General features: G+C 64.9%; 24 protein-coding genes. 17 read left to right on the top strand and 7 right to left on the bottom strand.

From position 1 onward, the window contains the following. Nucleotides 1-29: 29 nt before the first annotated feature. From ctaD to J2X57_RS14645, 4 genes are all read left to right on the top strand, one after another. Entirely contained in the window at nucleotides 30-1,643 is a 1,614-nt protein-coding gene (gene ctaD, locus J2X57_RS14660) for a cytochrome c oxidase subunit I (protein WP_036116347.1), read from the top strand. Nucleotides 1,644-1,796: 153 nt separating this feature from the next. Next, a complete protein-coding gene (locus tag J2X57_RS14655; RefSeq protein ID WP_036116344.1) occupies nucleotides 1,797-2,690 on the top strand; it encodes a cytochrome c oxidase subunit 3 in 894 nt (297 codons plus the stop codon). A gap of 91 nt (nucleotides 2,691-2,781) precedes the next feature. Beyond that, nucleotides 2,782-3,369 carry a DUF4760 domain-containing protein gene (locus J2X57_RS14650; RefSeq protein WP_081907603.1) on the top strand — a complete coding sequence of 196 codons (588 nt, stop codon included), beginning with the start codon at nucleotides 2,782-2,784 and terminating at the stop codon, nucleotides 3,367-3,369. Between the two features lie 125 nt (nucleotides 3,370-3,494). Beyond that, nucleotides 3,495-4,979: a trypsin-like peptidase domain-containing protein gene (locus tag J2X57_RS14645; protein WP_309868225.1), complete on the top strand. Its 1,485-nt coding sequence runs from the start codon at nucleotides 3,495-3,497 to the stop codon at nucleotides 4,977-4,979. 53 nt (nucleotides 4,980-5,032) lie between these two features. Here J2X57_RS14645 and ilvA read toward each other — a convergent pair whose 3' ends face one another. Then, a complete protein-coding gene (gene ilvA / locus J2X57_RS14640; RefSeq protein ID WP_309868223.1) occupies nucleotides 5,033-6,616 on the bottom strand; it encodes a threonine ammonia-lyase, biosynthetic in 1,584 nt (527 codons plus the stop codon). 375 nt (nucleotides 6,617-6,991) lie between these two features. Between ilvA and J2X57_RS14635 the strand changes: the two genes are divergently transcribed. Next, nucleotides 6,992-7,345, top strand: a complete 354-nt coding sequence (locus tag J2X57_RS14635) for a hypothetical protein (protein ID WP_309868221.1) — start codon at nucleotides 6,992-6,994, stop codon at nucleotides 7,343-7,345. Continuing rightward, nucleotides 7,329-7,613 (top strand): helix-turn-helix domain-containing protein, encoded by a 285-nt coding sequence (locus J2X57_RS14630; protein WP_043691971.1) that lies wholly within the window; start codon nucleotides 7,329-7,331, stop codon nucleotides 7,611-7,613. Before J2X57_RS14635 ends, J2X57_RS14630 begins: the two co-directional genes overlap by 17 nt. 52 nt (nucleotides 7,614-7,665) lie before the next feature. On the opposite strand, the gene J2X57_RS14625 is transcribed toward J2X57_RS14630, so the two are convergent. Beyond that, nucleotides 7,666-7,902, bottom strand: coding sequence for a twin transmembrane helix small protein (locus J2X57_RS14625; RefSeq protein WP_036116337.1), 237 nt, complete (start codon nucleotides 7,900-7,902; stop codon nucleotides 7,666-7,668). 41 nt (nucleotides 7,903-7,943) lie between these two features. Here J2X57_RS14625 and J2X57_RS14620 point away from each other — a divergent pair, with 41 nt between their 5' ends. From J2X57_RS14620 to cyoE, 4 genes are read left to right on the top strand one after another with little or no spacing between them, the layout of a single operon-like run. Next, nucleotides 7,944-8,675 (top strand): SURF1 family protein, encoded by a 732-nt coding sequence (locus tag J2X57_RS14620; RefSeq protein ID WP_036116334.1) that lies wholly within the window; start codon nucleotides 7,944-7,946, stop codon nucleotides 8,673-8,675. Further along, nucleotides 8,672-9,238, top strand: a complete 567-nt coding sequence (locus J2X57_RS14615; RefSeq protein WP_309868219.1) for a hypothetical protein — start codon at nucleotides 8,672-8,674, stop codon at nucleotides 9,236-9,238. The genes J2X57_RS14620 and J2X57_RS14615 overlap by 4 nt, the downstream gene beginning before the upstream one ends. Beyond that, the gene (locus J2X57_RS14610; protein WP_309868218.1) at nucleotides 9,238-10,389 is read left to right on the top strand and encodes a COX15/CtaA family protein; all 1,152 of its coding nucleotides are present in this window, start codon (nucleotides 9,238-9,240) and stop codon (nucleotides 10,387-10,389) included. The genes J2X57_RS14615 and J2X57_RS14610 overlap by 1 nt, the downstream gene beginning before the upstream one ends. Further along, the gene (cyoE, locus tag J2X57_RS14605) at nucleotides 10,386-11,303 is read left to right on the top strand and encodes a heme o synthase (RefSeq protein ID WP_309868216.1); all 918 of its coding nucleotides are present in this window, start codon (nucleotides 10,386-10,388) and stop codon (nucleotides 11,301-11,303) included. Before J2X57_RS14610 ends, cyoE begins: the two co-directional genes overlap by 4 nt. Here cyoE and J2X57_RS14600 read toward each other — a convergent pair. The 3 genes from J2X57_RS14600 to hemH are packed head-to-tail and all read right to left on the bottom strand — an operon-like array spanning nucleotide 11,300 to nucleotide 14,222. Further along, nucleotides 11,300-12,253, bottom strand: a complete 954-nt coding sequence (locus J2X57_RS14600; RefSeq protein WP_051944044.1) for a bile acid:sodium symporter family protein — start codon at nucleotides 12,251-12,253, stop codon at nucleotides 11,300-11,302. The two genes, cyoE and J2X57_RS14600, sit on opposite strands and share 4 nt — an antisense overlap. Nucleotides 12,254-12,271: 18 nt before the next feature. Further along, complete coding sequence (locus tag J2X57_RS14595; protein ID WP_308846277.1) at nucleotides 12,272-13,108, bottom strand: alpha/beta fold hydrolase; 837 nt, start codon at nucleotides 13,106-13,108, stop codon at nucleotides 12,272-12,274. After that, nucleotides 13,101-14,222: a ferrochelatase gene (gene hemH, locus J2X57_RS14590; protein WP_308846276.1), complete on the bottom strand. Its 1,122-nt coding sequence runs from the start codon at nucleotides 14,220-14,222 to the stop codon at nucleotides 13,101-13,103. Before hemH ends, J2X57_RS14595 begins: the two co-directional genes overlap by 8 nt. A 110-nt stretch (nucleotides 14,223-14,332) precedes the next feature. On the opposite strand from hemH, the gene J2X57_RS14585 reads away from it, so the two are divergent. The 5 genes from J2X57_RS14585 to J2X57_RS14565 all read left to right on the top strand — a co-directional run bounded on the left by J2X57_RS14585 (nucleotide 14,333) and on the right by J2X57_RS14565 (nucleotide 17,189). Continuing rightward, nucleotides 14,333-15,022: a lipid-binding SYLF domain-containing protein gene (locus J2X57_RS14585; protein WP_036116315.1), complete on the top strand. Its 690-nt coding sequence runs from the start codon at nucleotides 14,333-14,335 to the stop codon at nucleotides 15,020-15,022. Between the two features lie 76 nt (nucleotides 15,023-15,098). Next, nucleotides 15,099-15,344, top strand: coding sequence for a twin-arginine translocase TatA/TatE family subunit (gene tatA / locus J2X57_RS14580; protein ID WP_036116312.1), 246 nt, complete (start codon nucleotides 15,099-15,101; stop codon nucleotides 15,342-15,344). 13 nt (nucleotides 15,345-15,357) lie between these two features. Further along, nucleotides 15,358-15,804 carry a Sec-independent protein translocase protein TatB gene (tatB, locus tag J2X57_RS14575; protein ID WP_079520632.1) on the top strand — a complete coding sequence of 149 codons (447 nt, stop codon included), beginning with the start codon at nucleotides 15,358-15,360 and terminating at the stop codon, nucleotides 15,802-15,804. After that, nucleotides 15,791-16,552: a twin-arginine translocase subunit TatC gene (tatC, locus tag J2X57_RS14570; RefSeq protein ID WP_036116310.1), complete on the top strand. Its 762-nt coding sequence runs from the start codon at nucleotides 15,791-15,793 to the stop codon at nucleotides 16,550-16,552. Before tatB ends, tatC begins: the two co-directional genes overlap by 14 nt. Before the next feature lie 4 nt (nucleotides 16,553-16,556). After that, the gene (locus tag J2X57_RS14565; RefSeq protein ID WP_051944042.1) at nucleotides 16,557-17,189 is read left to right on the top strand and encodes a hypothetical protein; all 633 of its coding nucleotides are present in this window, start codon (nucleotides 16,557-16,559) and stop codon (nucleotides 17,187-17,189) included. A 12-nt stretch (nucleotides 17,190-17,201) separates the two neighbouring features. Here the strand turns inward: J2X57_RS14565 and J2X57_RS14560 are convergent, their stop codons facing one another. Continuing rightward, nucleotides 17,202-18,560: a S41 family peptidase gene (locus J2X57_RS14560; RefSeq protein WP_036116308.1), complete on the bottom strand. Its 1,359-nt coding sequence runs from the start codon at nucleotides 18,558-18,560 to the stop codon at nucleotides 17,202-17,204. Between the two features lie 14 nt (nucleotides 18,561-18,574). Beyond that, the gene (locus J2X57_RS14555) at nucleotides 18,575-19,765 is read right to left on the bottom strand and encodes a peptidoglycan DD-metalloendopeptidase family protein (protein ID WP_036116306.1); all 1,191 of its coding nucleotides are present in this window, start codon (nucleotides 19,763-19,765) and stop codon (nucleotides 18,575-18,577) included. A 308-nt stretch (nucleotides 19,766-20,073) separates the two neighbouring features. On the opposite strand from J2X57_RS14555, the gene gltB reads away from it, so the two are divergent. After that, a complete protein-coding gene (gltB, locus tag J2X57_RS14550; protein ID WP_308846274.1) occupies nucleotides 20,074-24,525 on the top strand; it encodes a glutamate synthase large subunit in 4,452 nt (1,483 codons plus the stop codon). Next, nucleotides 24,522-25,958: a glutamate synthase subunit beta gene (locus tag J2X57_RS14545; RefSeq protein ID WP_309868207.1), complete on the top strand. Its 1,437-nt coding sequence runs from the start codon at nucleotides 24,522-24,524 to the stop codon at nucleotides 25,956-25,958. The genes gltB and J2X57_RS14545 overlap by 4 nt, the downstream gene beginning before the upstream one ends. Nucleotides 25,959-25,990: the final 32 nt, after the last annotated feature.

The following is a 25,990-nucleotide window of genomic DNA, read 5'->3' as shown; positions in this document are numbered from 1 at the left end:
GCTCAAGTATCCGGCAGAGGTTCAAGGTTATGGCCCACGCAGCCACCCACGACCACCACGATCACCACGGGGCCCCGAAGGGGTTCTTCCAGCGCTGGGTGATGTCCACGAACCACAAGGACATCGGCACGCTGTACCTGATCTTCTCGCTGACGATGTTCTTCATCGGCGGCGCCTTCGCGATGGTCATCCGCGCGGAGTTGTTCAAGCCGGGCATGCAGCTGGTGCAGCCGTATTTCTTCAATGAAATGACGACGATGCACGCGCTGGTGATGATCTTCGGTGCCATCATGCCGTCGTTCGTCGGCCTGGCCAACTGGATGATTCCGCTCATGGTCGGCGCGCCGGACATGGCCTTGCCGCGCATGAACAACCTGTCGTTCTGGATCATGCCGTTCGCCTTCATCCTGCTGCTGTCGACGCTGTTCATGCCGGGCGGTGGCCCGGCCGGCGGCTGGACCATGTACCCGCCGCTGTCGCTGCAGGGCGAGTCCATCGCGTACACCATCTTCGCGGTCCACCTGATGGGCATCAGTTCGATCATGGGCGCGATCAACATCATCGCCACCATCCTCAACATGCGCGCGCCCGGCATGGACCTGCTGAAAATGCCGGTGTTCGTGTGGAGCTGGCTGATCACGGCATTCCTGCTGATCGCGGTGATGCCGGTACTGGCCGGCGCGGTCACCATGCTGCTGACCGACAAGTACTTCCATACCAACTTCTTCAATGCCGCGGGCGGCGGCGACCCGGTGCTCTTCCAGCACATCTTCTGGTTCTTCGGGCATCCCGAGGTCTACATCATGATCCTGCCGGCGTTCGGGATCATCTCGGAGATCATCCCCACCTTCGCCCGCAAGCCGATCTTCGGCTACCGCGCGATGGTGTTCGCCATCGCTTCCATCGCCTTCCTCTCGTTCATCGTCTGGGCGCACCACATGTTCGCCGTGGGCCTGCCGATGGGCGCGGAGATCTTCTTCATGTACGCGACCATGCTGATCGCGGTGCCCACGGGCGTGAAGGTCTTCAACTGGGTCTCGACGATGTGGGGCGGCTCGATGACCTTCGAGACGCCGATGCTGTTCTCGATCGCCTTCGTCATCCTGTTCACCATCGGCGGTTTTTCGGGCCTGATGCTCGCGCTGGCCCCGGCCGACTTCCAGTACCACGACACGTACTTCGTGGTTGCCCATTTCCACTACGTGCTGGTGACCGGCGCTGCCTTCTCGATCATGGCCGCCGCGTATTACTGGATGCCGAAGTGGTCGGGCAACATGTACAGCGAGACCTGGGGCAAGATCCATTTCTGGTCCAGCGTCATCTCGGTCAACGTGCTGTTCTTCCCGCAGCACTTCCTCGGGCTGGCCGGCATGCCGCGCCGTATCCCCGACTACAACGTGGCCTTCGCGAACTTCAACATGATCAGCTCGATCGGCGGCTTCTGGTTCGGCGCCTCGCAGCTGATCTTCCTCGGTGTGGTCGTGCATTGCGTGTTCTTCTCGAAGAAGAAAGCCGCCGATCGTTCCTGGGAAGGCGCCAAGGGTCTGGAGTGGACGGTGCCTTCACCCGCGCCGTTCCATACGTTCGACGTGCCGCCGGTCATCCATGACGACGAGCTCGCCCACGGCAACACGGATCACTGAGCATGACGGACACCGGGACGGAGGCGCGTCGCAAACGCGCCCGCAGGACGGCCATGATCGCGGGCGGTTTCGCGGTCGCGGTGTTTCTGCTCTCGATCGTTCAGATGCTCCGGGTCTGACCGGCCAAACACGCGATATCCACGGGAAACCACCATGGGTCACCAGCAACACGACGTCTACTATGTACCGAGCAAGAGCTACTGGCCGATCGTGGCCGCGGTCTCGATGTTCGTCACGGTGTTCGGGGCCGCGCACTGGCTGAACTCGCAACCGGGTGAGGGCAGCACGTTTGGCAAGCCGCTGTTCTGGATCGGGATCGTGATGATCCTGGGCATGTTCTTCGGCTGGTTCCGTTCGGTCATCCGCGAGTCCATGGCAGGCAGCTACAACGGCCAGGTGGATCGCTCGTTCCGCATGGGGATGATGTGGTTCATCTTCTCCGAGGTGATGTTCTTCGGCGCCTTCTTCGGTGCGCTGTTCTACGCCCGTATCTTCTCGGTGCCGTGGCTGGGCGGCGAAGGCCACGGTGTGCTCACCCACCAGTTCGTCTGGCAGGGTTATGAAGCCTCGTGGGGCGCCAACGGCGGCGGCGGTCCGCAGAAGATCGGCGGCTCGTTCCAGACCATCGCCGCATGGGGCCTGCCGCTGCTCAATACGCTGATCCTGCTGTCATCCGGCGTGACCATCACCATTGCGCACCACGCGCTCAAGGCGGGTCATCGCACGGCGCTGCTGATCGGCCTCGGCGCCACCGTGCTGCTGGGTTGCCTGTTCCTGTGGTTCCAGGCGCACGAGTACGCCGAGGCGTACGAGCACTTCAACCTGACGCTGGGCAGCGGCGTGTACGGCGCGACGTTCTTCATGCTCACCGGATTCCACGGCATGCACGTGACGCTGGGCACGATCATGCTGGCCATCATCTGGCTGCGCTGCGCGAAGGGACACTTCACGAAGGACGATCACTTCGGGTTTGAAGCGGTGGCCTGGTACTGGCATTTCGTCGACGTGGTGTGGCTGGCGCTGTTCTTGTTTGTTTACGTGCTTTGAGTTTTTTCTGTTTGAAATTCAGATTTTTCCTACGGACGTATGATCTGAGCACAAGCTAGACTGGTCTTGCCATCAAAGGAGACAGTCATGAATGACACCGCTGGCGGCCTGTGAGCCACACCAAGCTACCCGCCCCTTGGCGGGTAGCTTGTTTTCAGGGACAAGAAATGCGAAGGAAAGCTCAGTGTTTCAGTGGATTTTCGATACCGTCGATTCTGGCCTCTTCAGGAATCTTCTGGTTGCCAGCGGCGTCGGTGTTGCCGTTGCGTCGGTTCTCACCGCGCGCAGCATCGCGCGGAAAAAGCAAAGCGCGGATCTTCTATTTGCGAGTCGGAACGATGTCATCCTCCAGAATGGCGCCAGGAAGCTGGAGTATTTCGTCGACGCGAACGACAGAAATGTGGCTTGCCTCGCCTCGCCGGAAAATATCGAGTCGGAAGAAGCTGTATGCATTCGGTACTTCCTCAATCATTTCGAGGCGGTGAGTATCGGCATTCAGGCCGGAATTTACGACGAAGAGATGCTGAAGAAGACTTGGTACTCGGCTGTTGTTACGTCCTGGGAGCGGGCTAAACCGCTCGTCAATAAACTCCGCGAGCGGTTTTCCCCGACGGTGCTGCAAGAGTACGAGTGGCTCCACGGACGCTGGAAGAAGTCGCCTTTGTCAAAGCGTGACTGACTTCGGCTTACGCCTACAGATCTACCGGGCTTTCTGACATGTTTCCTCTCCAACCGCGTTGCTAAAGTCGGCATCGGCCTTCGCAGTGAAGGTCTTCGAAAAACGCAAACACATGGAGAGTGCTTATGAATCGGAGAGTATCCGCTCGTTTGTCGCGTGCATCGCTCTTGCTCCTGTCGATGGGCTACGCCGTCGGTGCATTAGCAAGCGACGCAAACCTGCTTCCTTCGTCCAGCGACCCGCGCTTCCGCGCTGTCGGTCAGCTCGATCTGCTCGACGGAAGAACCTGTACCGGCTCGATCGTCGCGGGTTCCGCCAGTCCGGACGGTCGTCGGCCCGCGTTGTTGCTTACGTCCGGGCACTGCGTTCTCGGCCAGGAACTCATCCCCAATCAGGTCATGATCGACGAGGTGGCGCCATCGGGTTACCGCTTTACGCCCGCTTATTTTCAGGATGCCCAGCCGGTCCATCGACCCATTGGAGTCGAGCGAATTCTGTACGCGACCACCAAGAACATGGACATCGCCGTGCTCCGGCTGGACGTCTCATACGCCGATCTTGCGGCACTCGGTGTCGCTCCGCTTGTCCCGAGTGCGCCGGCGATTGTCGGGTCGCTCCCTGTCGACCTAGTGCAGGTTCCCGCGGTGGGCGTGTCGGAAGAAGACCGCTTCCTTCGCCTGGCAACCTGTCAGGCCAGTGAGCCCGTTCGGCTGTTCGAGGGCGAACGCTTCTTCCTGCGTGAATCGGCGACCGATTGCGCCGGTGTATCGGGTGGTTCGTCGGGCTCCCCGGTGCTGCGCCACGGCACGTCGGATATTGTCGGCGTGCTCGGTACGAAGGTCGATCCGCGCTTTGACGGATGCGGTTTCGACCGCCCGTGCGAACTCACCGGGCGGCAGCCGGTGTCGCGCGTCGGCGCGAGCTACCAGAGTATTGCGGCGCCGCTGCTCTCGGCACTTCGTGCCGATGGCGGCTGGGACGCCAGTGCCCTCGACGCGGGTAACGGTGTGAAGCTCGATCGCACCGTCGGTGAGTACACGCGCAGCCAGATCGACGAAGAGGGGGATCTCGTACCCGCGCGGTGGGGCGTGCTGGTGAATGACGATACCCGTTGGGTCCGCTACAAGCACGGTGATGCCGCGACGGTCGATTGCGCCAGCCCCGAGGGTTACAGCGCTCCGATGTATGCCCGCGAGCAGCCGCTGGACCGTCTGCCGGTCGGACCGTCCGAAGGCGTGTACGCCATGTGCGTCATCGGACAGCTGGGCATCGATAACGACTGGCAGGCGCCGGAGCATGCGAGCGTCATGCTCCGGGTGATCGACGATACGGCGCCTACCGCGGTACCGGTACCCGCCGTTCGCGATGAAACGGATGCTGCATGGATTGTGGAGATCCGTAGCCCTTACGTCGCGCCGCCGATCGTGAAGGTGGGGCGCCTCGACTCCACCGATTGCGCCGACGACGCGAAGTACCGCACGCTGTCTTCGTCGTTCATCAGTCTGCCCAAGGCCAAAGGCCCGTTACGCGTGTGTGCGAAAGGCTCGGACGAAGCGGGGAACCTCTCGCCGGTGGGATCGATCGACCTGGTCGTGTCAAAGGCTCATTGATCCGCACGGGCCGTTGTTTCACAGGAGCGCTCGCGCGCTCCTGCTTCCCCCGTTTATCTCAGAAACAGTCGGTAGGCGGGATTGCTGGTCTCTTCGCGGTACGGATAGCCCAGCCGGTTGAGGAACCGCGTGAGCGCGTCTTCGTCCGCCGCTTCCGCCTGGATGCCGACCAGCGTCGAGCTGTAATCGGCGCCCTGGTTGCGGTAATGGAACAGGCTGATATTCCAGCTTGGCGACATCGAACGAAGGAAGCGCATCAACGCGCCCGGTCGTTCGGGGAACTCGAAGCGAAACAATCGCTCGCCCTGTGCGGCTGTCGAGCGTCCGCCCACCATATGCCTGATGTGCTGCGTCGATAGCTCATCGTTGCCAAGATTGACGACGGCGAATCCCGCTGCCTCGAAGACGGTTGCAAGCGACGCTTCGTCTACCGGGTCGTCCACCTGAAGGCCGACGAAGATCCGTGCGTTTTCATCGGTGCCGAGACGGTAGTTGAATTCCGTCACGTTGCGCTCGCCTACGAGCTCGCAGAAGTGCAGGAAGCTGCCGCGCTCCTCGGGGATGCTCACCGCGAACAAGGCTTCGCGCGATTCGCCCACCGCGGCGCGCTCGGCGATGAAGCGGATGCGGTCGATATTGAGATTGGCGCCGGAGACGATGGCACAAAGGGTGAGCGGGTGGTCGACCGCTCCCGAGGCGGTGGCCTGGGTCGCGTAGCGACGCGCAGCCGCGACGGCGAGCGCTCCCGCCGGCTCAACGAAACGCCGCGTGTCCTGATAGATATCCTTGATCGCAAGGCATACCTCGTCGGTGTCGACCAGCATCACTTCGTCGAGGTACTGGCTGCACAGTCGAAACGTTTCCTGCCCCACCAGCTTCACCGCCGTGCCGTCGGAAAAAAGCCCGACCTCCGTGAGTTCGACCCGTCGCCCCGCCCGGATCGATTGCGCCATGGCGCACGAGTCACGCGTCTGCACGCCGATCACGCGGATATCCGGGCGGAGCGCTTTCACGTAGGTCGCGACTCCCGCGGCGAGACTACCCCCTCCGATGGGCACGAAGATGGCGTCGAGATGCCCGTGGTGCTGGCTCAGTATCTCCATCGCTACGGTGCCTTGTCCTGCGATAACGTCGGGGTCGTCGAAGGCTGGGATGAACGTCATGCCGCGTTCTCGCTGCAGCGCCATCGCGTGGGCGAACGCATCGTTATACGAATCGCCCGCCTTGATGACTTCCACCGTGGGCCCACCGAATCGCCGCGTCGCATTGACCTTAACGAGGGGTGCCGTTTCAGGCACGACGATGACAGCCGGGATGCCGAGCTTCGCGGCGGACCAGGCGACGCCTTGCGCGTGGTTTCCCGCTGACGCCGTGATGATGCCGCGTGCCAGTACGTCGGCGGAAAGGTTGCGGATCCGGTTGTAGGCGCCGCGGAGCTTGAACGACGAGACGGGTTGAGTGTCTTCCCGCTTCAGCAGGACGTGGTGCCCCAGTTGCTCGAACAGCACCGTCGCATGCTGCAGTTCCGTCCGCTGGGCCACGTCGTACACGCGGGCGTTGAGGATGCGCCTCAGGTAGTCGGCGGCATCGCGTACGGGTTCGTCCCGAGTGGCGTGACGTGAAGCGGGGAGGGACATGGCGTGCGTCTCCGGTGCGTTCGTTTTCCCGGAGGCGGATACGAAAAACCCGCCTCGGAGGGCGGGTTGTCGGTCACCTGTCGCGCGTGATTCAACCCACCATCGATGAGACGGCGATGCTAATCAGCGTAATGAGGGCGGCGAGGCGGTTCATGGTCCGATCCTCTTACTGAACGAGCGGGGTGTCAACCAGCGCATGCCAGCCGGAGACGGCACGTCGGGCGGCACTGGCTCTCCGCATCGTTTGGGCGAGGGCCACTGAACATGGCTTGTGCATCACGCGACCCTCTCAGATGCGGCGAATTCACCGCGTCAGGGAGGTGTTCTGATGAGAAAGCAAATATCGAGGGGTGCGCCATTGACGTATGTGCGTCAATGGCGCACTATCACGAAGTGATCTTCGTGGAGACGCGGGCCTTCACGAGGCGTGTTACGGAATTGCTCGACGACGCGAACTACGGGCGTCTACAGGTGCATCTCGCTGCTTACCCCGAAGCAGGCGATGTGATCGAAGGCACCGGTGGTCTCAGAAAGATACGCGTCGCCTTGGGCTGCCGGGGAAAGAGTGCCGGCGCCCGAGTTATTTATTATCACTTCGTAGCGCGATCACAGATCGCGATGTTGTTGATATTTTCGAAGAACGAGCAGCAAGACCTGACCTCCGATCAGCGAAAGGTCCTTGCCACCATTATGGATAACTGGAAGCGGAGATATGACCAAGTTCTTTGAAGACCTCCTGGAAAGCGTCCAGGAAATGGATGGCATTCTTCGCGGCGAGAAGCAGGCTTCTCGCGTGTTTGAAGTCGATCCCGGCGCGATTAAAGAGCTGCGCGAAACGACGGGCTTATCGCAGTCAAAGTTCGCGCTGCTTCTCGATGTCGACGTGGGTACGTTGCGCAATTGGGAGCAAGGACGGCGTGCCCCTACCGGTCCCGCCCGGGCTCTCCTTCGGGCCATTCGCAAGGATCCCCGCCATGTCCTCGCGGCACTGGCCTGACCCTTCACGGCACCGATTGCCGCACCGCGCCTTGGCCCCCCGGCCCCAAGCGTTAGAATTGACCGACCCCGTGGGGGTGCAGCCAGCCCATGAAGATGCCCAGCGCCACCATGGCGATGAGCAGCAGTGAGAGTCCGATACGGCGGGTGAGTGCCCAGACGGTGCGCTTGCTCTGGCCCTTGTCGGTCATCATGAAGAACAGCGCCTGCCCGAGGTTGAACAACACCACGAGCAGCAAAATCACCAGCGCATATTTGTAGATGGTTTCCACGTGACGGCTCCGCGCCATATCGACAATCCGAGTATAGCGTTGGGCACGGGGCGTCTTGCATGACTTTCCTGCGCCGTCCGACGTGGTTCGCTGTCGCACTCACGCTGGTGGGCGTGCTGGCGTTCGTACGCCTGGGCATATGGCAGCTGGATCGCGCGGACGAGAAGGATGAATTGCTGCGGCGGTACGCCGCATCGGCCGCAGCAAGCGTCGAGGAGTTCGGTTCCATCGCCGATAATCCTCCCCTCGATCGATACCCGAGGCTTTCGGTACGTGGCGTTTACCTGCCCGACCACTACTACCTGCTCGACGACCAGACCCACTCCGGTCAGGTCGGCGTGCACGTCTATGCGCCGTTTTCGCCGCATGGGCGCGATCCGTACCTCCTCGTCGACCTCGGTTTCCTGCCGAAGGAAGCGGGCGCCAACCCCCGGCTGCCGCCGCTTCCCGTGGGCGTCACCACCGTGCGGGGGCTCTACGTACCGGCGCCGGGTGTCGGTGTGCGCCTGGGTGGCGACCGTCTCCCGGAGCAGCACGGCGCGGAGAAGACCATGGTCTACGTCGATCTCAGGGAGATCGGTAACGACATCGGGCGCTCCCTGTATCCTCGCGTACTCCTTCTGGATCCCGACCCGGCCAGCATCTACATCCGTGAATGGACGCCCGGCTTCATGCCGCCGGCGCGCCATCGCGCCTACGCCTTCCAATGGTTCACCTTCGCCCTGGCGGCTGTGGTGATCTTCGTCCTCCTGCATCGCAAGCGACGCCCGAAACGGCCCGAGCATTCATGACCGATCCGAACGTCCCCCCACGCAAACCCGGCAGTGGCCGGCTCAAGCTCGTCTTGATCATGCTGGTGTTCCTGGCGCCCATTATCGCGGCGGGCCTGCTGACGCTGAGTGGCTGGCAGCCGGAAGGCAAAGGCAACGGTCGTCCCATCGTGCCGCAGCGCAGCATGGCCGAGGTCCGCGTGGACGTCGCCGGCACGGCCTGGGCATGGCGTGACAGCGAGCCGCGACTGACCCTGGTCGCGTTGCCGGGGCCGGATTGCGCCGCACACTGCCTCGAGACGCTGGCGCTCATGCGTAACGCGCGCATCGTGCTCAACCGCAACGCCGATCGCCTGCGCCTTCTTTATATCGGCACGCCGCCGACCGCGCAGGGCGCGGACGCCGTCATGCCCGACTGGAAGGTCGGTACCGACGCGGCGAAGGCCTTCGAAGAATTCCGTCCCACCCAGCCCGACACGGTCGCCGCCGTGCTGGTTGAATCCAATGCCACCGCGTTGTCCTGGTATCCCGCCGGTTTCGACCCGAGCGGCCTGCGCAAGGATCTGCAGAAGGTGATCCGCTGATGTCGCCCCGAGCTCTCAAAACCCTGCGCACGCTGGCCTTGCTGGCTGCGCTGTTCGCTTTCTGCATCGTGATGTTCGGTGCCTTCGTGCGTCTGTCCAACGCGGGGCTGTCGTGTCCCGACTGGCCGACCTGCTATGGCAAGGCCACGTGGCCGGGCCACGCTCAGGACATCGCCCGCGCGAACGAAGCCTTCCCCGATCGTCCGTACGAAACGCACAAGGCGTGGCGTGAGCAGGTACACCGCTTCCTCGCCGGCAGCCTCGGTGTGATGGTCCTCGCCATCGCCCTGATGTCGGCCTGGCGCCGACGCATGGCGGTGGCCGCGGTGCTCGTGGCGGCGGTGTTCGCGACGGTGGGTGTCGTGATGTACATGCGCGGCGAATACGTGGTGTCGTCGTTCCTGTCCGCACTGGCCATCGCGCTGCCGCTGATCGCCGCGGCGATGCTCGACCGACCCGGCGCCTGGCGCGTCGGCGTGGCCGCGCTTGCCGTGATCATCTTCCAGGCCATGCTCGGCATGTGGACGGTGACCTTGCTGCTCAAGCCCATCGTCGTGATGGGGCATCTGCTCGGCGGACTGGCGACCTTCGCCCTTCTCGCATGGGCAGCCCTGCGCTGGTGGCGTGTCGGCACACCGGACGACCGGTTCGCGGCACTTCGCGCGCCGGTCGCCATCGGCATCGTCGTGCTCGTCTGCCAGATCGCGCTCGGCGGCTGGACCAGTTCCAATTACGCGGCGCTCGCTTGTGGCACGGATTTTCCGCAGTGCCTCGGTCAGTGGTGGCCGCAGACGGACTTCCCGCAGGCCTTCGTGCTCTGGCGCGGCATCGGCGTCAACTACGAGGGCGGCGTGCTGGACATGGCCGCACGTAGCGCGATCCAGATCGCCCACCGCATCGGTGCGCTGGTGACCTTCGTCTACCTGGGCTGGTTGTCGCACAAGCTGGCGCGCGCCGGCCTGCGCAGGATCGGTATCGCCGTGGCGGTGGTGCTGATCGCGCAGGTGCTGCTCGGCATCGGCAATGTGCACCTCGGCCTGCCGTTGCCCGTCGCCACGGCGCACAATGGTGTCGCCGCGCTGCTCCTGTTCACGCTGCTTGCCGCCCTGGCGAGCACGCAGCGGCTGCCCGCCACGACGGAGTCCCCGTGAGCATCATCGGTCAATATTTCGAGCTGACCAAGCCACGCGTCGTCGCGATGCTGGTGTTCTGCGCGGTCATCGGCATGTTCCTCGCCGTGGACGCCGACGGTCAGCGTGTACTGCCGACGTGGCATGCGGCGATCTTCGGCACGCTCGGCATCTGGCTGGCTTCGGCTTCCGCCGCGGCGTTCAATCACCTGATCGACCAGCGCATCGACAAGATCATGGCGCGTACCTCGCATCGTCCGCTGGCGACCGGCCAGCTGACGCCGATGCAGGTGTTCGTCTTCGCGATGACGCTGGGCATCGTTTCGATGCTGGTGCTGGTCTTCCTGGTCAACAGGCTGACCGCGGTGCTGACGTTCTTCTCGCTGATCGGTTATGCGGTGATCTATACCGCCTACCTGAAGCGTGCGACGCCGCAGAATATCGTCATCGGCGGCCTCGCCGGCGCCGCGCCGCCGATGCTCGGCTGGACCGCGGTGACCGGCGAGCTGCATCCGTTCGCGCTGCAGCTTTTGCTGATCATCTTCGTGTGGACGCCGCCGCATTTCTGGGCGCTGGCGATCTTCCGCGTCGACGATTACTCGCGGGCCCAGGTGCCCATGTTGCCGGTGACGCACGGCGTGGTGTTCACGCGCTGGCACATCCTGTTCTACACGATCCTGCTGTTCGTCGTGACCATGCTGCCGTTCTTCACGGGGATGAGCGGACTGATCTACCTGTTCGGCGCGGTGATCCTCGGCCTCGGTTTCCTCTGGTACGCCGCACGCATGTTCAATCCGCCGGACGAGATGTTCGCGATGAAGATGTTCAACTACTCCATCGTGTACCTGATGGTGTTGTTCGCCTTCCTGCTCGCGGATCACTGGCTGGTCGACCCGGTCGTGCAGCCGGGCGTCCGGATGGAGCCGGTGGTTTAAACCGGCCCGCGTGGAGCCGCCGGGCCGTCATGCGTTGCTTCGCCGGTCGGCTTGCCCGACCAGTAGCCGGCCAGCATCGAGCCCGACAGGTTGTGCCAGACCGAGAACAGCGCCCCGGGTAGCGCGGCCAGCGGTGAGAAATAGAGCTTGCCCAGCGTCGCCGCGAGCCCCGAATTCTGCATGCCCACCTCGATCGCCAGGGTGCGGCAGGTGGATTCGTCGAAGCGGAACAGCCTGCCGCCCCAGTAGCCGCTGATCAGCCCGATGCCGTTGTGCAGGATGACCGCGACGATGGTGATCGCGCCCACGGCGGCGATCGACGGCTGACTGGCCGCGACCACGGCACCGATCAGGATCAGTACGCAGACCATCGAGAACAAGGGTAAGCCGGGCTCGATGCGTTTGACCACGCCGCGAGCCGTGTGATGGATCAACAGGCCCAGGCCGATCGGCAGCGCGACGATCTGCACGATACTCAGCAGCATCGCCCATGTGTCCGGCGCCACGCGGGTGTCGACGTAGAGGCGCGTGAGCAGCGGTGTCGCCACCACGCCGACCAGGGCGGATACCGATGACAGCGTGACCGACAGCGCCACGTCACCTTTCGCCAGATAGATAATGACGTTGGACGCCGTACCGCTGGCGACACTGCCGACCAGGATCATGCCGGCCGCGAGATCGGGCGGCATCGTGAATATCTTTGTCAGCCCCCACGCCGCAAGTGGCATCACCAGATAGTGCAGGAACGTGCCGGCGAAGACGGGCATGGGGCGTACGAGGACGCGTCTGAAGTCGTCCAGGCTGAGGGTCACGCCCATGCCGAACATCACGAGCATGAGCAGCCAGGCGATCCAGGGGCCGACGGGGAGGAAGAGGGCGGGCTGGAAGTACGCAGCGACCGAAACGGCGAGAGCCCAGAGAGGAAACAGGCGAGTGACTCTGGCGAGCATGTGTCTTTCCCTGTCTGCTTACAGCGCGCCATGCACCCAGTCAGCCACGGCCTCCGGGTGCTCGAGGTGCAGATGATGCCCTCCATCCATGTGCTTCACCCGGATGTCGTCGACGCAATCGATCCGTACCTGCAATGCCTCGGGCTCGAGATAAGGCGGCGAGGGGTTGGCGAGCAACAACGACGTCGGCGCAGCGAGCCCCAGCAGCAACGACATGATCTGCGTTTCCGCGAGACGGAGGGCCGTGGGCCGCGACAGGCGCGCATCGCTGCGCCAGCTGTATCCACCGTCGACTTCGCGCAGGCCGCGTTCCACGATGTGTCGTGCCAGCGTCGCATCGAGGCCGCTGGCCAGTGCGCGGGCACGAGCCGCATCGTCGATCGACGGAAAGACGCGCAGGGGCCGGGCGCCGCCAGCCGTCGACACCATCGCTTCGCGAAACCGGTCCAGCGTGCGCGATCCGTCGTCTCCGAGCGGCCCCAGGCCTTCGATCAGAGACAGTGCGCGAATGCGCTCCGGCGCCGCGATGGCCACCATCGTCGCCACACCGGCACCCAGAGAATGACCCAGCAGATGAAAACGCGGCAGGGCGAGCGAATCGACGGCGGCGAGCACAGCCCGCGTGTAATCCTGATGCGTGTAGATCGTGCTCTCGGGCAGATGGTCCGAGTGACCGTGGCCAGGAAGGTCCAGCGCGATCACGTGGAACCGGTCGGCAAGCCGGGGTGCGAGCAGAGCGAAGCTCGCGGCGTTGTCGAGCCAGCCATGGATCAGCACCAGCGGCGCGGCGTCGGGTTCGCCCCAGCTCAGTCCGGCGAGCTCCATGCCTGGTATGGCGATGCGCAACTCACGCATCGGCGCGTGCCTTACGCGCACGTTCGCGCGCGGCGGCGAGGCGCATGGCCGCCGCGGCCGGGTCGTAATCTGCCGCGAACTCGGGCCATCCCTGCGTGTGGCGCAGCACCAGGTCCGCGATGGCGCCCACGTGGTCCGGACGGGCGTTGAGACAGGGGATGTAGCTGAGCGTCTCGCCGCCGGCCTCGCGGAAGAATTCCGCGTTCTGCATGGCGATCTCTTCGAGGGTTTCGAGGCAATCGACGGCAAAGCCCGGACTGATCGTGTCGATGCGCTTGACGCCCTGTGCGCCGAACTGCCTGACCATCTCGTCGGTGTACGGGTGCAACCAGCGTTCACGGCCCACGCGTGACTGAAAGCTCATCGGCGCCTCGTCCGCGGTGACGCCCAGCGCTTCGCGGAGCAGGCGAGCGGTGGCGTGGCACTGGCAGAAGTACGGATCGCCGTTGCGCACGTAGCGCTCGGGAATGCCGTGAAAACTCATCAGCAGCTTTTCGCCCCGGCCGTTGCGGTCCCAGTGGTCGCGCACGCTGGCGGCGAGCGCGGCGATATAGGCGGGATCGTCGTGGTAGTCGTTGATCTGGCGCAGTTCCGGTGGCCAGCGCAGACCCTTCACCGTGTCGGCCACCGCGTCGAACACGCTGCCGGTCGAGGTGGCCGAGTATTGGGGGTAGAGCGGCAGAACGAGCAACCGCCGCACCCCTTCACGCTGCAACTGGGCAACTGTCGCCGCTACGCTGGGCCGCCCGTAGCGCATGGCCAGGGCGACGCGGATCGGTCCGTTGCGACGGCGCCCAAGCTCGGCCTGCAGGGACGCGGCCAGCGCCTCGCTGCCTGTTCGCAGGGGCGAGCCTTCCGCGGTCCAGATACGGGCATACGCGTGGGCGGAGCGCTTGGGACGGACGCGGAGAATGACGCCGTGGAGAATGGCTTTCCACAGCAGGCGCGGGTACTCGATGACGCGCGGATCACCCAGAAACTCGGCGAGGTACGGCCGTACGGCGGCCGCGGTGGGCGCCTCAGGTGTACCGAGATTAACCAGCAGCACACCCGCCTGGGGCAGGGTGTCGTGGGAATGACCGGCAAGGCCGGTATAGTTTGGCGTACCTGGCATCGGAGTCCGGCGCTCGCGGGAATCGTTGCAGTCTGCCATAGGGCGGCGCGACGAGGCTCGCTCTCAATGCCGCAGCCGCTGCCACCCCGCGTATCGATAGGAGCCACCCGATGTCCCCACGCCCGCTTCGCCTGCTCGCCCTCGGCCTTCTCGCCCTGCTGCCCTCGCTGGCCGTCCAGGCCGCCGACCCGCCGAGAGAACAGGCCCGGAACGCGGTCCGTGTGCTGTCCGAGATGATCGACGACGCGCCCGACAAATCGCTGCCTGCCGATCTGCTCAAGAACGCCAAGGCCATCGCGGTGCTGCCGGCCATGGTCAAGGGTGGCTTCGTGTTCTCTGGCTCCAAGGGCGAAGGCCTGATCTCGATCAAGACGCGTGACGGCACGTGGTCGAACCCCAACTTCATCTCGATGGCCGGTGCGGGCGTCGGCTTCCAGGTCGGCATCCAGTCCGCCGACGTGATCCTCGTGTTCCGCACCGACCGTGGCGTACAGAGCATCATCGACGGCAAGTTCACCATGGGCGCCAACGCCTCCGCGGCGGCCGGCCCGGTCGGCCGCTCCGCCACGGCCGCCACTGATGGCCAGATGAAAGCCGAGATCTACACCTATTCGCGCGCCAAGGGCCTGTTTGCCGGCATCGCGCTCGATGGCACCCATTTCAGCATCGACGACGACTCCAACGAGCAGATTTACGGCCCTGGAATCACGGCCCGCCGCATTTTTGAAGGCGGTGTGACGAATGTTCCAAGCGAGGTAGTGGAATTCAGGGATAAACTTGAGGAGTACACTAACCGCTGAGTGTCGTCCCACCCGGTGCCCCAAGGGGCGCCGGACCGTCCCACGGCCCGGAGCGAACGGGCCCGCGAGGTTTTTCATGAGCATTACCCATATCGTCCTCCTGCTGCTCGTCGTCGTGCTGATCTTCGGCACGAAGAAGCTGCGCAACATCGGCTCGGACCTGGGTGGCGCCATGCGCGACTTCAAGAAGGGTCTGGACGGCGACGAAGAGGCCCGTGCAGCGCGCGAACGGGAGGAGAAGCTGCGTGCCGATCCGCCCGTGAGCACCCAGGTCCCGCCGGTCCACAGCGAAACCACCGAGCCGCGCGACCGCGCTCCGTGATCCCGGCGGCGCCATGATCGAGATCAGCTTCGGTAAATTGCTGCTGCTCGCGGTGGTGGCGCTCATCGTGCTCGGCCCCGAGCGCCTTCCGCATGCCGCGCGTACGGCAGGTGCCCTGTTGCGGCGCATGCGCAACGGCTGGGACAGCGTCAAATCCGAGGTGGAGCGCGAGATCCAGGCCGAAGAGATCAAGCGCACGCTGCGCGAGACCGCCGAAAACGCGCGTGCCACGCATGACAGCGTGCGTGACGACATCCGCGCGGCTGGCAGCAGCGTCCGTGAAGACTTCCGTGCCGCCGCCGACGATGCCCGCCAGACCGGTGACCGTGTGCGCGACACCTTTTCCGATACCCCGGTAGCTCGCGTCGAGGGTCGTGAGCCCGACCCGGCGCGCGACATGCTGCCGCTGGCCCACGGCGACACCCCGCCGCCCAGGAACGAACCGCATGAGCGCAGCTGACTCCGATCCGTCCGGCGACGACGTGGTCGAAGAGGGTCTGTTTTCCCACCTGATCGAACTCCGTTCCCGCCTGCTCCGCGCCATCGTGGTGTTGCTCGTGGTGTTGCTGGCGCTGATGCCCGTCGCCAACCACCTGTATGCGGAACTGGCCAAACCGCTGGTCGAGCGCATGCCGCAGGGCGCGCATCTGATCGCCACGGAGGTCGCCAGCCCGTTCGTCACTCCGTTGAAGCTGGCCTTCTTCTGCGCGCTGTTCATCAGCATGCCGATGATCCTGTACCAGCTCTGGGCCTTCGTCAGCCCGGGCCTCTACAAGCACGAGAAGCGCCTGGCGCGCCCGTTGCTGGTGGCATCGCTGGTGCTGTTCTATTCGGGCTGCGCCTTCGCCTATTTCATCGTGCTGCCGGCGGCGTTCAAGTTTCTCAATGCCGTGACGCCCGACGGCGTGGCGATGATGACGGACATCACGCATTACCTCGACTTCGTCATGCTGATGTTCTTCGCCTTCGGCCTGTGCTTCGAAGTGCCGGTCGCGGTCGTGATCCTTGCCGCCATCGGCATCGTCGACGCCGAAAAGCTCAGCAAGGGGCGCGGTTACGCCGTCGTGGGCGCGTTCGCTATCGCCGCCTTCATCACGCCGCCGGATCTGCTCTCGATGGTGATGCTGGCCGTGCCGATGTGCATCCTGTACGAGCTCGGTTTGCTGGCCGTGAAGTTTCTTCTGAAACCACCGCCCGAGCAGGCGTGAGCCGATGGGCGTTTCGGTCGGTTGGCTGGCGGTCAAAGGCAAGGATGGCGATGCCGTCCTCGCCGCTCTCGACCTGGTCCGCAATGAGCAGACCACGACCGATCCGCGTCGAGGCTACGCCATCGAACTGCCGTCCGGCTGGTTTGTCGTCGTCACACGGTTCGCCTCGCCCCTGATCGCGGAGGAATCGCTGCGCCCGCTTTCGCGTGGCTGCACGGTGATCACCTGCGAACAGGAGGAGCACGTGATGGTCAGCGCCGCCACGTGCTACGTCGATGGCCTGCGCACCTGGCATGTCGAGCACGACGGGGAGGGCGACGACGTCCGTCACATCGTCTCGCATGGCGAACCACCGCCGGCGTTCGATGCCATCCACGCCCGTATCGAAGCATTGCAGGATGCCTCCGATGCCGAAGGCGACGATGTCGACCATTTTTATTCGCTGCCGCCCGAGCTGGCGCAGAGCGTGACCACCTTCGACGTGGACCTTCCCGCCAGCGCTTACGGCAAGCTGGTGTTCACCGGCTGGACGGCGAAAGAAACCCTGGCGCCGGGCGCCACTCCGCAGCTCCCACGGAAGCTGCGGCGTGAGATGGTCAAGGCCCGCGCCGCGCGTCCGTGGTGGAAGTTCTGGTAAGCGCCGGGGCGCTTACTTCGATACGTTACGGCCCAGCGACAAACCCTTCAGCACGTTGAGCGCCTGCGACAGCGGATAGTCTTCGATCGCGAGCTTGCCGTCGTCGTCGTTGGCGTTCTTGTCGTCCGACGACGCTTTCTCGTTCACCAGATGATTGGGCAGGTCCGCTTCCGAGCCGATCAGCGCGGGCGGCGTGTCGCTCTTGTTCACGGAGAGATCGGCCAGCGCGATGTCCGGCTTGATGCCTTCGGCCTGGATCGAGGTGCCGTTGGGGGTGTAGTAGCGTGCGGTGGTGATCTTCACCGCGTGGTCCTGATCCAGCGGCAGCACGGTCTGCACCACGCCCTTGCCGAAGGTGCGACGACCCATGATGAGTGCGCGGTGGTTGTCCTTCAGTGCACCGGACACGATCTCGGCGGCGGACGCCGTACCGTTGTCCGTGAGGATGACCATCGGTGCGCCCTTGAGCAGATCGCCCGGGTGGGCATCGAAGTGCAGGTTGGCGTCCGGCAACCGGCCCTTGGTCGTGACGATGGTGCCCGAGTCCAGGAAGGTGTCGGCGACGCCGACGGCCGTGGTCAGCAGACCGCCCGGATTGGAGCGCAGGTCGAGCACGGCGCCACGGGGCGCGCCGTTCTTCGCGATCCAGTCCGACAGCTTCTTGTCGAGGTCGGTCGACGTGTCTTCCTGGAACTGGCTGAGACGGATGTAGACGTAGCCGGGATCGAGCTGACGCAGCTTGACGCTGGTGACCGCGATACGCTCGCGCACCAGCGGCATGTCGATCGGCTTGTCGGATTTCTCGTGCAGGATGGTGAGCGTGACCTTGCTGCCGGGATCGCCTCGCAGTTTCTTGAACGCGTCGTCGATGTTCTGGCTGTCGACGACCATGCCGTCGACCTTGAGGATGGTGTCGCCCGGCTTGATGCCAGCACGCGACGCGGGGGTATCGTCGATGGGCGAAACGATCTTCAGCGCGCCTTCGACCTGCAGGACTTCGATGCCCAGACCGCCGTACTGGCCCGTGGTGTCCTCATCGAGTTCGTCGAGGCCTTCCTTGTCGAGGTATTCGCTGTGCGGATCGAGGTTCTGGAGCATGCCGCTGATGGCGGCTTTCATGATCGTCTTGTTGTCGAGCTTCTCGACGTAGGCCTGCCGAACGATCTGGTACACCCGCGTGAAATTGCGAATGTCGTCCAGATCGACGGCGTCGTCGGCCTGAGTGGCGACCTTCGCCGCCGTGGTCGACGACGCGGCGGGGGCGTCGGGCTGCTTCAGCGCGGGCTTCGCCTGTTGCGCCTGGACGGTGGGAACCGCGATCGCACCGGCGAGAGCCAGTGCGAGGGCGAGGCGAAGGGGGTGCTGACGCATGCCTGTCTCCGGGGTCAATGCTTCTTGCTCAACCAGCCACGCGCGTCGATGGGTTTGCCACCCTGGCGCAGCTCGAAGTACGCGCCGTTGTCGCCGGCGGGTGCGGCGGCGGTGCCGACCGCCTGGCCGGCCTCCACCGTGTCGCCGACGCCGTGCAGCAGCGTCTCATTATTGCCGTACATGCTCATGAATCCGTTGCCGTGGTTCACGATGATCATCATGCCGTAGCCACGCAGGAAGTTGGCGAAGACCACGCGGCCGCGCGCGACCGCTTTCACCTCGCTGCCGCGCGGCGCGACGATGATGACGCCGCTGCCGAACGCGTGCACCGGACCGTTGGCCGGCCAGGGCAGGTTGCCGCGCATGTTGCCCACCGGTGCCGCTGCGGGCGTGCCCTTGGGCGCAGGAGCCGCCTCGACGGCCGCCCGGGCCGCCTCGGCCTTCGCCGCGTCGTCGATCACCTTCTGCAGGCGGCCGACCAGTGAGTTCATGTCCTGCTCGTTCTGTTTCAGCGCGGCCATACGCTGGGCCTGGTCCTTGTATTTCGAGTCCGCCTCGGCCACCAGTTTCGCCTGGCTGGCGCGCTGCTTTTCCAGTTCCGCGGCGCGCGACTCGCGCTCCGCCCGCGTCGCCTCGAGCTTCTGCTGTTCGGCGGTGATGGCGGCTTCGACCTCCTGCAGGCGGGAAAGATCCGCAAGCAGGCCGCGGATCTTCTCGACCCGGTTGTCCTGAAAATATTTCGAGTAGGCCAGGGCGCGCGAGATCCGGTTGACGTCTTCGTCGCCGAGCAGGAGCTGCAGATCCGAGCCGCGTCCGAGCGTATAGGTCGCGCGGAGCAGGTCGCCGAGGGCGTCCTTCTGCTTCGAGAGGCCCGCTTCCATCTGTGCCCGCTGCGCGTTCAGCTGCTCCAGGTCGTGCTGGCGCTGCTGGAGGTCGCCATCCGTCTCGCGCACCGCCCTGGCGGCGGCGGATACCTGCTCGGCCTGTTTCGCCAGCGCGGCGTTGGCGCTGTCACGGGCGTTGGCGGTCTCGCGCTGCTCTTTCGTCAGGTTGTCGATGTCCTTGCGGACACCTTCGAGCTTTTGCCGTGCCTCGTCCTGCTGGGACCGCGTCTTGCCATCCTGCGCCGCGTGGGCGGGCAGGAGGGGCGTAAGCGTGGCGATGGCGAGGGTCAGGGCGAGTGGCAGACGGAAAGTTGGGCGCATAGGGTCGATTATTACCTATCCGGGCCCGGTAGGAGTCAGCCCTGCTGGCGATTCGGGGTCGCCTCGCCGTACGGCCTGGTATGCCCCGCAACCCGCCCCATGCCTCATTTTCCCCGACTGGTCTTTCGTTCCCTTCCGTAAGATTTCCGTTGGCTTTCCGTTTGGACGTCCGAACGCTTTGACGCGCCGCGACAAATGTGACTAAAGTGGGCCGCTAGTTTCCTGCGTATACGTGAAGAGTCGGCCGTTCCAGGTCGCGGGGCCACGTCTGCGTCACCCCAGCAAAACCAACGGCCACCAGGAGGCGGATGGTGAAGCAAGGCATTCCGCGCCTCTATGACGAGGCGTTCGAACACGACAGCTGCGGCTTCGGTATCGTCGCGCAGATCGACGGTCACGCCAGCGCGAAGCTGGTCGACACCGCATTCGACGCGCTCGCGAAACTTTCCCACCGTGGTGGCGTGAACGCCGACGGTATAAGCGGCGACGGCTGCGGTGTGCTCATTCGCCGTCCTGTCGAATGGCTGCGCGCGCTCGCCGGCGAAGCGGGCGTGACGCTCGCCACCCATTTCGCCGCGGGCGTGGTCTTCCTCGACCCGAACGGCGACGACACCGGCGCTCGTGTGCTCGAGGCCGAGCTGGCCGCCGTGAATCTTTCCGTCGCCGGCTGGCGCGACGTCGCTGTCGACACGGATGCCTGCGGTCCGCTGGCGTCGTCTTCGATGCCACGCGTGCGACAGATCTTCGTCGACGCGCCGGGCGACCTTTCGCCGGCGAAATTCGAAGCCGCACTGTTCCGTGCGCGTCGCCGCACCGAGCTGCAGCTGGCCGACGACAAGCAGTTCTATGTGGTCTCGCTCTCGGGCGAGGTCGTGGGCTACAAGGCGATGGCGGCCCCCGGTCGTCTTCGTCAGGTCTATCCGGACCTCGCGCACCCGGCGCTGGTCGCCGACGCGGTGGTCTTCCACCAGCGTTTCTCGACCAACACGTCGCCGCAGTGGCGCCTCGCCCAGCCGTTCCGCTTGCTCGCGCACAACGGCGAGATCAACACCATTCGTGCCAACCGTCGCTGGATGCAGGCCCGCACGGCCGTCATGCGTTCCGAGCTCGTCGATCTGTCCGACATCGGTCCGCTGGTGCGCCAGAGCGGCTCGGATTCGGAAAGTCTCGACAACGCGCTCGAAGTGCTGCTCATGGGCGGCATGGATCTGCTCACCGCCATGCGCGTGCTCGTGCCGCCGGCTTACGCCGCGCGCGAAGACATCGACGAGGATCTCGCCGCGTTCTACGAGTATTACGCGCTGCATAGCGAGCCGTGGGACGGCCCCGCCGGTCTGGTGATGTGCGACGGCCGTTACGCCGCCTGCACCCTGGACCGTAACGGCCTGCGTCCCGCGCGCTGGGCGTTGTCCGACGACAATCATCTGATCGTGGCGTCCGAGGCCGGTCTGTGGGACGTCCCGTCGTCGCGTATCGTCGCCAAGGGTCGTCTTGCGCCCGGCGAGATGATCGCCGTGGACTTCCGCGAGCACCGTCTGCTGCGTGACGCCGACATCGACGCGATCAACCGCCAGCGGGCACCGTTCCGTGACTGGCTGCGCGACGGCGTGACCTATCTCGAGTCCGACCTGATCGATCCGAGCCTGGCGGCGGAACCGCTACCCGCCGACGAACTGCGCCGCTACCAGAAGCTCTACGGCCTGTCGCGCGAAGAGTGCGAGTCGGTGCTGAAGGTGCTGGCCGAAACCGAGGCGGAAGCCACGGGCTCGATGGGTGACGACACGCCGATGGCCGTGCTGTCGCGACAGATCCGTCCGCTGTTCGATCGCTTCCGCCAGGGCTTCGCCCAGGTGACGAATCCGCCGATCGATCCGCTGCGCGAGCGCCTGGTGATGTCGCTGGTTACCCAGATAGGCCAGGAACGCAACATCTTCGATCTCGGCCCGGAGAACGCGAAGCAGATCCTGCTCAACTCGCCGATCCTTTCGCAGCGCAAGCTGCGTCAGATCCTGGCGAATGAGGACTATGCGGACACGCCACGTTTCGACCTCATGTACGGCGCGGACGAAACGCTCGAGCAGGCGCTCCTCCGTATCTGCGACGACGTCGAGAAAGCCGTGCGCGCGGGCGTGCGTATCGTGTTCCTCAGCGACCGCTATCCGCGCCGCGACCTGTTGCCGATTCATTCGCTGCTGGCCACCGGTGCCGTGCATGCGCGTCTGGTCGACAAGGGCCTGCGCTGTCAGTGCAACATCATGGTCGAGACGGCGACGCCGCGCGATCCGCATCACTTCGCGTGTCTGCTCGGTTTCGGCGCCACCGCGATCTACCCGTGGCTGGCCTACCAGAGTCTGTTCGACATGGGCCGCAGCGGGCACATCCGCAACGGCGAAGGCGCTCCGCGCGAGATCGGCCGCAACTACCGTCGCGGCATCCGCAAGGGCCTGCTGAAGATCCTGTCGAAGATGGGTATCTCCACGGTGGCGGGCTATCGCGGTGCGCAGCTGTTCGAGATCGTCGGTCTGGCGCCGGAAGTCGTCGCCGCCTGTTTCCCGGGCACGCCGTCGCGTATCGGCGGGTCCACCTTCGCCGACCTCGAGCAGGAGCAGCGTCTGCTCGCCGCCGAAGCCTGGGACGAAGCGCACGCGCTGCGTGCCGGTGGCCTGTTCAAGTACGTGCACGGTGGCGAGTTCCACATGTACAACCCGGACGTCATCGCCAGCCTCCAGGTGGCGGTACGTACGGGCGACTACGCCGACTACGCCAAATACGCGCGTTACGTCGACACGCGTCCGCCGTCCGCACTGCGCGATCTGCTCGTGCCACGCGCGACCACGCCCATTCCGCTGGACGACGTCGAACCGGTCGAGGACATCCTCAAGCGTTTCGACTCCGCCGGCATGTCGCTCGGTGCGCTGTCGCCCGAAGCGCACGAGGCGCTCGCTATCGCGATGAACCGCCTCGGCGCCCGCAGCAACTCGGGTGAGGGCGGTGAAGATCCCGCGCGCTACGGCACCGACCGCGCGTCCAAGATCAAGCAGGTGGCCTCGGGTCGTTTCGGCGTCACACCGACGTATCTGGTCAACGCCGAAGTGCTGCAGATCAAGATCGCCCAGGGCGCCAAGCCGGGTGAGGGCGGTCAGCTGCCGGGTCACAAGGTCGACGCGACCATCGCTCGTCTTCGTTACGCGAAGCCGGGTATCGGTCTGATCTCGCCGCCGCCCCATCACGACATCTATTCCATCGAAGACCTCGCCCAGCTGATCCACGACCTCAAGGAAGTGAATCCGCAGGCGCTGATCTCGGTGAAGCTCGTCTCGCACGCGGGCGTCGGCACCGTGGCCGCCGGTGTGGTCAAGGCGGGCGCGGATCTGATCACGGTTTCCGGCCACGACGGCGGTACCGGTGCCAGTCCGCTCACCTCGATCAAGTACGCGGGTACCCCGTGGGAGCTGGGTCTGGCGGAGACACAGCAGACGCTTCGCCTCAACGACCTGCGCGGTCGCGTGCGCCTGCAGACCGACGGTGGTCTGAAGACCGGTCTCGATGTCATCAAGGCGGCGATGCTCGGCGCGGAAAGCTTCGGCTTCGGCACCGGTCCGATGGTCGCGCTCGGCTGCAAGTACCTGCGTATCTGCCATCTGAACAACTGCGCGACGGGCGTCGCCACGCAGCACCCGATCCTGCGGCAGAAGCACTTCCTCGGGCTGCCCGACATGGTGATGAACTACTTCCGCTTCATCGCGGAGGACGTGCGCCAGCATCTCGCGCAACTGGGTGTCCGCTCCATCGCCGAACTCATCGGCCAGAGCGGTCGCCTCGAGCAGCGTGACGGCGTGACGCCGGTGCAGGAACGCCTCGATCTGTCGCCGCTCATCAGCGAAGACGGCATGGGTGAGAAGGTCGACTTCGCCTGCACCTTCGCGCGTAACCCGATGCGCGACCCCGCGGCGCTCGCCAGTCGCATCGCGGCGGAAACGCGCGAAGCGGTGAAGGATGGCCTGGGCGGCACGTTTACCTACCCGATTGCCAACACGGATCGCGCCATCGGTGCGCGGCTGTCCGGTGACGTCGCCCGTCGCTGGGGCGATATGGGCATGGCGGGCAAACCGGTGAACCTGCATCTGCTCGGCGCGGCGGGGCAGAGTCTCGGTGCGTGGAACGCCGCCGGCGTCAACATCGATCTGATCGGCGAGGCCAACGACGGCGTCGGTAAGGGTATGGCAGGTGGCCGTCTGGTCATTCGTCCGCCGGCCGATTCGCCGTTCGCCAGCCAGGACGCCTCGATCATCGGCAATACCTGTCTGTACGGCGCAACCGGTGGCGAACTGTTCGCCGCGGGTCAGGCCGGCGAACGCTTCGCCGTGCGCAATTCCGGCGCATTGGCCGTCGTCGAAGGCGCGGGCGACCATTGCTGCGAGTACATGACCGGTGGCGTCGTCGCCGTGCTGGGACGCACCGGACTGAACTTCGGCGCCGGCATGACCGGCGGTTTCGCCTACGTGCTGGACATGGAGCGCAATTTCGTCGATTGCTACAACCACGAACTCGTCGACATCGTGCGCATCTCTCACGAAGGCATGGAACATTACATGCAGCATCTGCGCCAGCTGATCGCCCGCCACGCCGAACTCACCGACTCCGCCTGGGGTCGCAAGGTACTCGGCGATTTCCGTGGCCTGCTGCAGCGCTTCTGGCTGGTGAAACCCAAGGCCGCGAGTCTCGACGCGCTGGCCGAAGAACTGCGGAGTGCGGCATGAGTTCGAAGGACTTCCGCTTTCTCGAAATCCCCCGCCAGACGCCGCGTACGGTGCCGGTCGCGGTGCGCGTGCTCGGCTACGGCGAGATCTCCGGCGACTTCGCGTCGTCGGAAGCCGCATCGCAGTCGGAGCGTTGTATCGACTGCGGTAACCCGTATTGCGAGCACGCCTGCCCGGTGCACAACTACATCCCGAACTGGCTGAAGCTGGTGCAGGACGGCCGTCTGTTCGAAGCGGCGACGCTGATGCACGAGACCAACCCCTTGCCGGAGATCTGCGGTCGCGTCTGTCCGCAGGATCGTCTCTGCGAGGGTGCATGCACCCTCGAGCAGGGTGACTTCGGTGCCGTCACCATCGGCAGCGTCGAACGCTGGGCGACGGACGAAGCGATTCGTCAGGGCTGGCGCCCCGATCTGTCGCGTGTGAAGGAAACCGGTGCGCGCGTCGCCATCGTCGGCGCGGGTCCCGCTGGTCTGGCCTGCGCGGATCGCCTGCGTCGCGCGGGTATCGCCGCCGATGTGTTCGACAAGTATCACGAGATCGGTGGTCTGCTGACCTTCGGCATTCCGCCGTTCAAGCTCGACAAGTCCGTCGTGCGCACGCGCCGCATGGTGCTCGAAGGCATGGGCGTGACCTTCCGCCTCGGCGTCGAGATCGGTCGCGACATCGCGTTCGACGAGTTGCTGGCCGATTACGACGCCGTGTTTGTCGGTACCGGCGCATACACCTATGTCGACGGCCAGCTCGACGGTCGCGATCTGGTGGGTGTGCACGACGCGCTGCCGTTCCTCATCGCCAACACCGACCGTCTGTTGCGCGAAGAAGAGCCGGCCGCCGAATACGATCTCGCCGGCAAGCACGTCGTCGTGCTCGGCGGTGGCGATACCGGCATGGACTGCAACCGCACGGCGATTCGTCTCGGTGCCGCGTCGGTCACCTGCGTCTATCGTCGCGACGAGCCCAGCATGCCGGGCTCGCGTCGCGAAGTCGGTTACTCCCGCGAAGAGGGCGTCCGCTTCCTGTTTCAGCGTCAGCCGACGGCCCTGGTCGGTGAAGATGGCCGTGTGAAAGCCGTTCGTGTCGTCGAGACCCAGCTGGTCGAAGGCGACGATGGCCGTCCGCGTCCGCAGAACGTACCGGGCAGCGAAACCGATCTGCGCGCCGACGTCGTCATCCAGGCCTTCGGCTTTCAGGCGAGTCCGCCCGACTGGTGCGACACGTTCGGCATCGAGCGCGATCGCAGCGGTCGCATCGTGGCCGGTGGCGAAGGCCGCCTGCCGCTGCAGACCAGCAACCCGCGTGTCTTCGCCGGCGGCGACAACGTGCGCGGTGCGGATCTGGTGGTGCGTGCCGTCTACGACGGTCGCGAAGCCGCCGCCTCCATCGCACGCATGCTCGCCGCGAAGAAAGCCGAGGTCACCGTCGCGGCGTGAGCGTGCCGGTGGCACCGGCGAACCGTTGCCAC

Source organism: Luteibacter sp. 1214 (assembly GCF_031455395.1).
Lineage (GTDB): Bacteria > Pseudomonadota > Gammaproteobacteria > Xanthomonadales > Rhodanobacteraceae > Luteibacter > Luteibacter mycovicinus.
The sequence above is the reverse complement of the archived record's forward strand: the minus strand, read 5'-3'. Positions and strand labels throughout refer to the sequence as shown.